6 protein-coding genes and 1 pseudogene are annotated in these 7,161 nt (G+C 42.6%); 3 read left to right on the top strand and 4 right to left on the bottom strand.

What is annotated here, in order from left to right; all coding sequences use genetic code 11:
• The first annotated feature begins 143 nt into the window (after positions 1 to 143).
• Positions 144 to 986 carry a transposase gene (locus tag QZ562_RS18215; protein WP_293763367.1) on the top strand — a complete coding sequence of 281 codons (843 nt, stop codon included), beginning with the start codon at positions 144 to 146 and terminating at the stop codon, positions 984 to 986.
• 114 nt (positions 987 to 1,100) lie between these two features.
• Here QZ562_RS18215 and QZ562_RS18210 read toward each other — a convergent pair whose 3' ends face one another.
• Positions 1,101 to 2,039 (bottom strand): NADP-dependent oxidoreductase, encoded by a 939-nt coding sequence (locus tag QZ562_RS18210; protein ID WP_293763364.1) that lies wholly within the window; start codon positions 2,037 to 2,039, stop codon positions 1,101 to 1,103.
• Between the two features lie 123 nt (positions 2,040 to 2,162).
• Between QZ562_RS18210 and QZ562_RS18205 the strand changes: the two genes are divergently transcribed.
• Positions 2,163 to 3,086, top strand: a complete 924-nt coding sequence (locus QZ562_RS18205; RefSeq protein ID WP_293763361.1) for a LysR family transcriptional regulator — start codon at positions 2,163 to 2,165, stop codon at positions 3,084 to 3,086.
• 219 nt (positions 3,087 to 3,305) lie between these two features.
• On the opposite strand, the pseudogene QZ562_RS21355 reads toward QZ562_RS18205, so the two are convergent.
• Together QZ562_RS21355 and QZ562_RS18200 are read right to left on the bottom strand one after the other, a co-directional pair.
• Positions 3,306 to 3,401, bottom strand: a pseudogene (locus QZ562_RS21355) (transposase); the annotation flags it as partial.
• Positions 3,402 to 3,665: 264 nt separating this feature from the next.
• Entirely contained in the window at positions 3,666 to 4,316 is a 651-nt protein-coding gene (locus QZ562_RS18200) for a Pr6Pr family membrane protein (protein ID WP_293763359.1), read from the bottom strand.
• Positions 4,317 to 4,816: 500 nt separating this feature from the next.
• Between QZ562_RS18200 and QZ562_RS18195 the strand changes: the two genes are divergently transcribed.
• Positions 4,817 to 5,827 (top strand): AraC family transcriptional regulator, encoded by a 1,011-nt coding sequence (locus QZ562_RS18195; protein WP_293763356.1) that lies wholly within the window; start codon positions 4,817 to 4,819, stop codon positions 5,825 to 5,827.
• Between the two features lie 238 nt (positions 5,828 to 6,065).
• Here QZ562_RS18195 and QZ562_RS18190 read toward each other — a convergent pair whose 3' ends face one another.
• Positions 6,066 to 6,848 carry a DUF2306 domain-containing protein gene (locus tag QZ562_RS18190; RefSeq protein WP_293763353.1) on the bottom strand — a complete coding sequence of 261 codons (783 nt, stop codon included), beginning with the start codon at positions 6,846 to 6,848 and terminating at the stop codon, positions 6,066 to 6,068.
• Positions 6,849 to 7,161 lie beyond the last annotated feature (313 nt).

Here is a 7,161-nt window from a genome sequence, read left to right as displayed (position 1 = left end):
GTTTCATGTTGATCTCCTCCGCTACGCGGTTTGGCTTGTGTTGTTAGAACCACTTACCTTACCGACTAGTCCGGAGGAGATCTCTATATGATTATCAAGTCTTGAATCTTGAATAGAGCGCGTAATTAAGTTAAAGTCGAAAAATGTCTAGACCACTACGAATCGAGTTCCCTGGCGCGTTGTATCATTTGACTTCGCGAGGTGATGGACGAGATGATATCTATTTGACCGATGACGATAGGGCGTTGTTCTTGTCAGTCTTGGGGCAAGTTTGTGAGCGTTTCAATTGGGAGTGCCACAGCTACTGTTTGATGACTAACCATTATCACTTAATGATAGAAACGCCAGACGGTAATTTGTCCCAGGGTATGCGTCAACTAAACGGTGTTTACACGCAGCGGTTTAATCAGCAGCATCAACGAGTAGGGCATGTTTTTCAAGGCCGTTATAAATCAATACTGGTTCAAAAAGAAAGCTATCTTCTGGAGCTATCGAGATATATCGTACTCAATCCTGTCCGAGCAGGTATGGTTGTTAAAGCAGAAAACTGGCAGTGGAGTAGCTATCGAAATACGGTTGGCCTCGAAGAGTCTCCCGGTTGGCTGCAGGTCAATTGGTTATTATCTTGTTTCGGAAAGCGCCGTTCATCTACAGTAGAAAAATATAAGGTGTTTGTCGCTGAAGGAAAAGGCCAGATATCACCCTGGTCACTATTAAAAAAGCAGATTTTTTTGGGTGATGAGAATTTTGTTGAAGAAATGGAAGCAAAGATAGATAAAGATAGAGATCTAACGGAAGTTCCATCAAGTCAAAGAAGGGCAAAAGCAAGGGCTTTAACGGAATACGAAACAATGTATGAAAGTCGTAACAAATCTATTTTGGCGGCCTATAAAAGTGGGGGGTACACGATGAAAGCAATAGCGGATCACTTCAATTTACACTACTCGAGTGTGAGTAAAATTATCAAATTTTCGTCGAATTCATGATTCAAGACTTGACCCCGTGTTATGCCGTGTTATGACCCGTGTTAATTATCTAAAGATGCCCCTTGACTATCAAGGAGCATCTTTAGCTACGCATGTTAGCTTTAACAGTGAACGTTAACTTGCTACCACTTCAATTACTATTTTGCCCGTTGCGCGAGCACTTTCACTTTTGACCATTGCTTTCTTCGCATCATCTAAGCTAAAAACTGAATCTATTGTTACTTGAAGCTGATTTGATTCAAGCATATTAGCTATTGTGTTAAGCCCCGTTTTTGATGGCTCTACCACCATACGTGCATAATGAATGTTTTGTGATTGTGCTTTTTTCTCATCTATTTCATCTAATAATGAAATTAATCGGCCATTGGTTTTAATAACAACCAGTGAACGCTCAACGATGTTATTGCCCCCTACGGCTGCAAATACCAAGTCCATGTCAGAAACATGCTGTTCAAAATCGTCTTGCTTGTAATCAATAAATTCATCCGCGCCAAGGCCCATAATAAAATCTTTTTTAGCTTGAGAGCCTGTTGCTATGACATATGCACCTAAGTGTTTGGCTATTTGTACTGCAAAACTACCCACCCCACCCGATGCATTGTGGATCAGTACCAGTTGACCTTTTTGTAATTCACCATGCGTTGTTAATGCTTGAAGTGCTGTTAAAGCCGCTAACGGCACTGCTGCACTTTGTATAAAGCTTAATGATGCAGGTTTATGTGCGACAAAATTGGCATCAACGGCTAAATATTCTGCGTGTGCGCCTTGCTCTGTTAAGGGTGAATATACATAAACCTCATCACCTAGCTTAAAATCGGTTACGTGCTGGCCAACTTCACTCACAATACCTGCCGCGTCCCAACCTAGGACTAGTGGCAGCTCATGGGTACCTGAGTCTTCTAACATGCCGTTTCTAATATGAAAATCTACCGGATTCACCCCGGCCGCTTTGACTTTTATTAATACCTGATAAGCTGAAATGCTGGGTTTTGGTACATCACCAACGATTAAGTTCTCTACGTCACCATACTGTTTTATATAGGCTGCTTTCATTATCATTCCTAGTGTTTTTTAAGTTGCTTGTTTTGTTGGCACTAGTATCGACAAACTCATTGATAACCTCTAATTGATAGATAGTATAGTACTCATTGATTTATATGATGTGTTGTTACTGAAATGAGTAAGCTTGATTTAAACTTAATGGTGATTTTTGACGCCATAATGCAAGAGCAATCTGTGAGTAGCGCTGCCAAGCGGTTATCTATGACGCAACCTTCGGTATCCAATGCTTTATCGCGTATGCGTCATGTTTATAAAGACCCTTTATTTATTAAAGATGGTCGGGGTATTAAACCCACTCCTTTTGCTAGTTCATTGTGGTTACAAATATCAAGTTCATTAAATATAATTTCTGATGTTGTTAACCCTAAAGAATTTGTACCTTATTATGCCAAACGTACTTTTAGAATAGCGTTAACCGAAGGCATGTTATCGCTATTGTGGTTAGAACTAAGAAAAGTAATAGAACAAACAGCACCACACATTAATATTCATGCTGTGCCCTACACTATGAATGGTGAAAGTTTGTTAATGGATGCTCAAGCTGAGCTTATTGCTGATTATGTTCCTGATCTTGGTAAGTACATTCATAGACAACACTTATGTACGAACTACTTTGTAGCGGTAATGTCACCTCAACACCCGTTGGTGGATAAAGAGTTTGATATAAAAGCACTGGTGGATAGTGATAATTTATTGGTATCTTTATCGGGTGATGCATCTGGCATTGTTGATGCTAAATTAGCTGAGCAAAACTTAACTCGCCGTATAGCCATGACGACAAATAGTTTTGTCAGTGCAATGAGTTTGATTAAGCAAACATCTCTGATCAGTGTTTTGCCCTATCCTATTGCTTTTGAACATGTGAAAAGTGGAGATTTAATTGCTAAATCTATGCCCATAGACATTCCACCAGCTGAAATATCAATGGCATGGCATAACCGAAGTAACCGAGATGTAGGGTTACTCTGGTTAAGAGAAACTATTGCTCAAATCGTGAAAAACAAACAAGGGTTATTTAAAAATGGCGCTTGGCTATAAAGAACCTACAGAGTCTTGAATCTTGAATGGAGCGCTTAATTACAGGACTAGTGACCATATCAGCGCGTACCGGATTTAATTCTATATAACGCATACAGGTTAATAGGTATCGGTCATCCTGAACCAGGTTTCTTTATAGCGTTCTTCCCAAATCGAACCACTTCCACTATAAGTGCGATTAATGTAGGGAACGTAATGCCGTCCAAAATATTGCATCATTCAAGTAATGCCTTGAACATCTGATGGCGTTGCCAGCAAGTGGATATGGTTTGTCATCAACACATAGGCATGAATTTGGCATTGGTATTTTTCAGCCGCTTCTCTTAATCGACCGAGATAAACCCATTAGTCAGCCTCATCATAAAATACCGGCTCACGACTGCGTCCTCTTTGAACGATATGAACAGGAACATCCGGGATAATAAAACGCGGTTTTCGTGGCATTGGCAAACTCCTTTTGCAGTGAAACAAAGAATAGCAACAAACCACTAATACCTAAAAGATCTGACCCCTATTGTTGTAACACAATCCTTTGTATCCCCCCCTGGGGGGAGGATAAAGTGCAGCTGCATGTATAATCTATGTGATTTCGTCAACAACGCTCTTTGCCCTAGGATTCGGTTCTATCAGATGTGCTACCGCGATAAAAACAGGGCCAACCACTGCAAAAACTGCAACTAATCCGAACATATTCAATAATACAGCTCCAATGCCCAGCTCAGCTACGTTCAGAAATGGATAAGGGTAAACATTGGTTAATAACCCTCGGATGATTGATGTCACTCCGTAAATGGCAGGAAATATAAGCCAATAGGGAAGATGTTTATAGAAAATTGGTCGCTTTTCAGCAAAGAATAACCAATCGATAATATAGAGAGCGGGCATGACTGCATGTAGGCCTGTAGCGGTCACCCAAGTGAAACCTTGAGGATTCCAATAAGGCACGATCAGCATATAATAAACAGCGGATGTCATAAGAGTATAAGATGCGAGGGCTGTACGAACGGCAGGACGCATGAAAAAATTAGATAATTTTCTATCTGAATTAAGCAGTGGTGCCGTAAAAGCAAGCGCAATAAGGATGTTAGCCCAAACTGTGAAAAACCCAAAATAGACAAACAATGTTTCAGCAATACTACCTTGCTCACCGATTATCAACATATCGACAAATCTAAGAGAGAGCACTGCCCATGAAATGAGTGCGCACATAATTCTATAATTATTCTTCATTTTGATCCTTCATTAGTTTTGAATTGGATTAGACACAAACAAGAGGCCAAAGCTGCGGCGACTCACTATTCGTTACTCGCTGGCCCAGGCGACGTGCCCAGATCATTTCGTTACCAAACTATTCACGCCAAGACCAGATTCTTCCGGTAAATAGGTGAATTTCGTATTCGTCAGTCAAGCCGGATTTTCGATACGCGTAATACCAGTCCCGAGTAACCCCAGTTGATAGGCAAAATAGGGTCCGGCAAACACATGGGTCAGGTCGACTATTTTTCTACCGTCAAGCAATTTTGGGCATTCGTATTATCTCGCGTGACAGGATTGATCTAATGGTGGTGCAGCGAGTGCATAACATCTTAATTATGTAACATGCTCAAACTGGTATTTAGTGTAGATTGAAGAGCGAGGCCCAATTTGTTATTGTGCGCCAAAGATTAGTTAAATCACGTCACTAAGTGGCGCAAAATAGACTTCATCGCGTCTAAATGTAGGAGACCGTTTTGAGTGCAATTGTGTTGGGAACATATTTGGCAGGTACAGCCGAACTCTATGAGGAGCTAGGCGGGAATGCCAGTCAGTTACTCGCAGAAACTGGGTGCCCAGGGAGTATACTCTATGGTACGACAGAGCTTGTACCCTACAGTTATTGTGCCAACCTTTTAGAGGTCGCTGCCCGACAGCTGGACCGCCCTGATTTTGCCCTGCTTCTTACTCAGAAACGTAAGGAAATCGGTTATAACCGTGAAACCATTCTCTATGGCCGCGCGGCGAAAACCTTTAAGCAGACGATCGAGGGTGTAAGGAATCATGTGCGAGCGCGGGCTATTGGGATGCAGTATTCCCTAGAAACTTGGTCCAATGTGACAAGCTTTACGCGCTCTCTGGATACACAGGAAAGCACTCGCTACCCTCAGGGAAGCATTCTGTTTTTTGCGTCACTTCACGCAATGCTAAAGATCGTGACCGATAACAAATGGCAGCCTTCAAACGTCACATTTGCATTCAAAGATAGCGGCTATGAAGCGTCTTTGAAGAAGTACTTTGGATGCCCGATTCAATTTAACGCAGAGCAGGATGCGATATTTTTTCCCAGTCAGTTTCTTGACCACAAGCTCCCTGCTCGGGACGATATTGCTCGTGAGCTGATGTCGGAATACCTCACAAGTTTGCACCTAGATGATAAACCTGGCTTTCAGGCAACCGTCAAATTGACGATTCAAAAAAATCTTGCGCTGGGAAGATCTGACATTGGAGCATTGGCCCTCCGTCTTCCTTACAAGACACGAACCATTCAACGAAAACTCAAGGAAGTGGGAACAAGCTATAGCGAAGTACTTAACGAGAGTCGCTTTGAAATAGCGGAAAATCTACTGATAAATAGTGATAACCCGCTTACATATATTGCCCAGTATCTTTGTTTTCAGGACTTAAGTGCGTTCTCAAAAGCCTTTAAAAATAAATATGGGGTATCAGCCAGCGAGTGGAAGATCGCACATAAGCAACGCAGATAAGGGAGTGACTATTATCAAATGTTGAGAAGGATTCTTGGCCTCGATCTATCTAGCTTTCTAACTAATTATAAAGGCCTTTGAGCGCCTGAGGTATTACGAAAAGTATAGGGTCAAGTCCTGAATCTTGAATGAAGCGCTTAATTAAGTTTAAATCGAAAATTGCTAACTAAACCTGAAACCGACGGTTTTTTCGGTAGTAGATTAGGTGACTTTAGAAAGTGCCTGTCCTTTATTCTGTTTATTCTTTGTTAGATGCTGCCTTGGCATCGAGATATTTCCAATGACGCGCACCATTGCCTGGAGTGCGAGTGAGGCTAATCCAGATCTCGCCGATAGTGACATTTAGCAGCCCCGCCATCCAAAATGTCATACCAAATAATATTTCTATTCCAACGCCGGTGGTAGACATTAATACCCCTAACATTATCCGCTGTGTGGCGATGGCAAGCATTATGGTCCAGGCGCGGATCATCCATTCTCGATGCGCACCAAACTGTTTGCGGCGAATACTGCTATAGGCTTTATAAAGGCAAAGCAGGGTATAGCCGGCTATAACAACCGTGGCCATGGATTGGTTAAAGCCCTGGCCTTCTAAACCCATGAAGGGGTAAAGAGCGCCAATAAAAAATCCCGAAGTGGCGCCGATGACTCCGCAAGCTATGAAGACACGACCAGACCAGCGGTGGAGATTAATCCATTTTTTTCGTACCGCGGGGATGAACTGCATCGGGCCGATAGTGAAGATGAGCAGGGCGGGGCCAAGGTGCAGCCATGTGGCTAGAAAGTGCTCATAGTAGCGAACATCAAACGCGTTAAAGGTGGCCCGTGGATCAGCAATGGGCTGTGCAAAGCTGGTTATCAAAAAGTCAGCACGGCCAAAAACCGAACTGAGACCGGTATACAGAAGTACTGCAACCACTAGCCAGCCAATAATTTCAAGGGCCTTGCGAACTGCTGGCCATGGGGCCGCTGAAAATTCTGGTGTTTTGGCGCTGCTGGGAGCTGCAGAGATATCAGTCATGTTTTGGCCTTTATTAACAAAATCGCGGCAGCTTAAACGGCTACAAAGCTAAAAACTACTTCTTTATTTATGCGCAGCCGCGTCGCTGCTACATAGCCCAGAGGATCAATTGTTCAACTCATAAGCTAAACTGCTCGCATCCAAAATAACCATGACTTATCTCTTCCCCATCTGACCAGCCGGGAGATCAACCCATTATAGGGTCAAGTCTTGAATCTTGAACCCATTATAGGGTCAAGTCTTGAATCTTGAATGGAGCGCTTAATTACAGGACTAGCGACCATATCAGCGCGTACCGGATTTAACTCTATAT

The organism is uncultured Paraglaciecola sp., from assembly GCF_913058035.1.
Classification (GTDB): domain Bacteria; phylum Pseudomonadota; class Gammaproteobacteria; order Enterobacterales; family Alteromonadaceae; genus Paraglaciecola.
The sequence above is the reverse complement of the archived record's forward strand: the minus strand, read 5'-3'. Positions and strand labels throughout refer to the sequence as shown.